Raw genomic sequence first — 2,051 nt, forward strand, 5'->3', positions numbered from 1 at the left:
ATCCATGGCGCCGGCGGGAGCTCTCCACCCCAGATCACCGGGCTCGGGACGACGTGCCGGCTCGAACGGGGCCCATCGGTCCCGTCGGGTGGGGCGGCACCGTCACCGAACAGGTCGGCCACTCCGACCTCGAACACGTCGGCGAGCGCGACGAGGACGGGCAGCGGCGGCGTGGTGCGTCCGGCCTCGAGTGCCTGCAGGTGTTCTTCCGAGAGCTCGGCCTCGAACGACAGCGCCGTGATCGACAGGTCGCGCGCGAGGCGCATCGCGCGCACGCGTTGTCCGAGCCGGTGCAGGACGGCATCCAGTCGGTCGTCCTCGAGTTCCTCGGTCATTGCCGGCCCCCTCCTACCGCGGCATTTCGAGCTGCCTCCTCCACCCACTGTTGCAGTCGCCACTGCTGGATGCGGAACAGACGCGCGATGGTCGGCACCGAATAGCCGCCCTCGAGCACCGCCGCCACGGCGAACTGCTGCAGCGAGGCGAACGTCCGTCCCTCCAGCGCACCCGTGCGCAGGTCCGCGAAGGAGCGCGGCCGGTGCGGGGCGGCTCGTGTCCCGGCAGCCGACAGCGTCGTGGGCCGGACCGCCGGGCCGCGGCTGACGCCTCCGACGGGGACGGATGCCGGTCGCGCCGACGGCCCGCTCGGGGATGTCTCCGTGTCCCCGCCGGCGGCGGTCGGCGCCCCGACGGCGGTTGCCGGGGGACCTCCGCCGACCACCGCCCCATCGGCCCGGTACGCAGCCACCTGTTGCTCCCCGTGCCGCAGCAGCGCCTCGTGCAGGAGCGCCCGGAGCTTGACGTGCTCGCGACGCCGGCGCCACAGCAGCGGCAGGCCGATCGCGGGGATCAGCAGGACCAGACCCCACATCCACATCATCGGATGCTCGTTCATCCACCCGACCCACGCCCACTGGAACGTCCAGTCCGTTTGGTCGTTGTCCGCCTGCATCGTGCGCGACCCCGACCACACGGCTACGACGTCCTGTCCCACACCATGGAAGGTGTTGCCGGTGATATCGGCGCGCGCGCCCTCGGAGAGTTCGATGGCGAAACCGGATGCCACCCGCAGATCGTTGTCTCTCACGATCGCCGCCGCGCCCGTCAGTTCCAGGGCGATGCGGCGACCCGAGAGGCGGGAGCCCGTCACCGTGGCATCCGTGATCCTCCCCGACACGTCGAGAGCCCGCAGCTCGGCGGAGGTGAGGACGGCATCGGCGACGGTCAGGCCCGTCGACGGCCCCTCGACCAGGACGGCGCTGCGCGTCTCGTCCACCTCGGTTCCGCGCATCTCGATCGTGTCGGTGGAGATCACACGCACGCCGCCGTCGCGGTTGTCCTTCACGTGCGAGCCGGTGAGCGCGAACCCGTTCGCGGGGCTGAGCCCGTATCCGCCCGAGGTGGGGCCGTCGGCCAGCGCCGCACCGTCGACGCGAATGCCCCAGCCGGTCGAGCCCTGCACGGTGGAGTCGGGGATCTTCGTGCCCGTGGACTGCCGCGAGACGGACACGCCGTCGCCACCGGAACCGGAGACGGTGGTGCGCTCGATCGTGGTGGCATCGGAGCCGTTGGTCACCTCGACGCCCGTGAGGGTGGAATCCTCGACCGTCGAGTCCTGCAGCAGCACGCCCGTGGTGTCCGAGAGGAAGAGACCGTAATGCAGGCGGGTCATGGTCGATTTCTGGACAGCGGCCGTCGCCCGCGCATCGCCCGTACCGGTCACCGCGAGACCGCCGGTTCGACCGCTCCAGTAACCGAGATCCCGGAACTCGGCGCGCACGGAGGTGAGGTTTCCGTCCCGCACGCGGATGTAGGCGCGGCCGTCGCTCTCGTCCGTGTCGGGTGCGCCGGTGGTGTCGTCCCACGACGTGACCACGAGCGGCAGCTCCTCGGAGCCGCCGAATCCCAGGGCACCGCCCCACGCGACGACGCTCACCGCGCCCTGCGGCGCACTCGAGATCCTCAGCGTCCCGTGCCCGATGAGTGCGAGCTCCGCTCCGGGGCGAACGACCACATTGCGGATCAGCGTGAAGACTGCGGTCTCGTCCTGT

Annotated in this window: 2 protein-coding genes; both read right to left on the minus strand. The window is 71.2% G+C overall.

Annotated features, from left to right (window positions below):
• Positions 1-335: helix-turn-helix domain-containing protein (locus LQV45_RS28025; protein WP_230010191.1), on the minus strand; the 335-nt coding region annotated here is incomplete at its 3' end.
• A partial coding sequence (locus LQV45_RS28030) for a right-handed parallel beta-helix repeat-containing protein (protein WP_230010193.1) occupies positions 332-2,051 on the minus strand: 1,720 nt, incomplete at its 5' end. The genes LQV45_RS28030 and LQV45_RS28025, both read right to left, overlap by 4 nt.

The sequence above is a fragment of the Microbacterium sp. Bi128 genome (assembly GCF_918698205.1).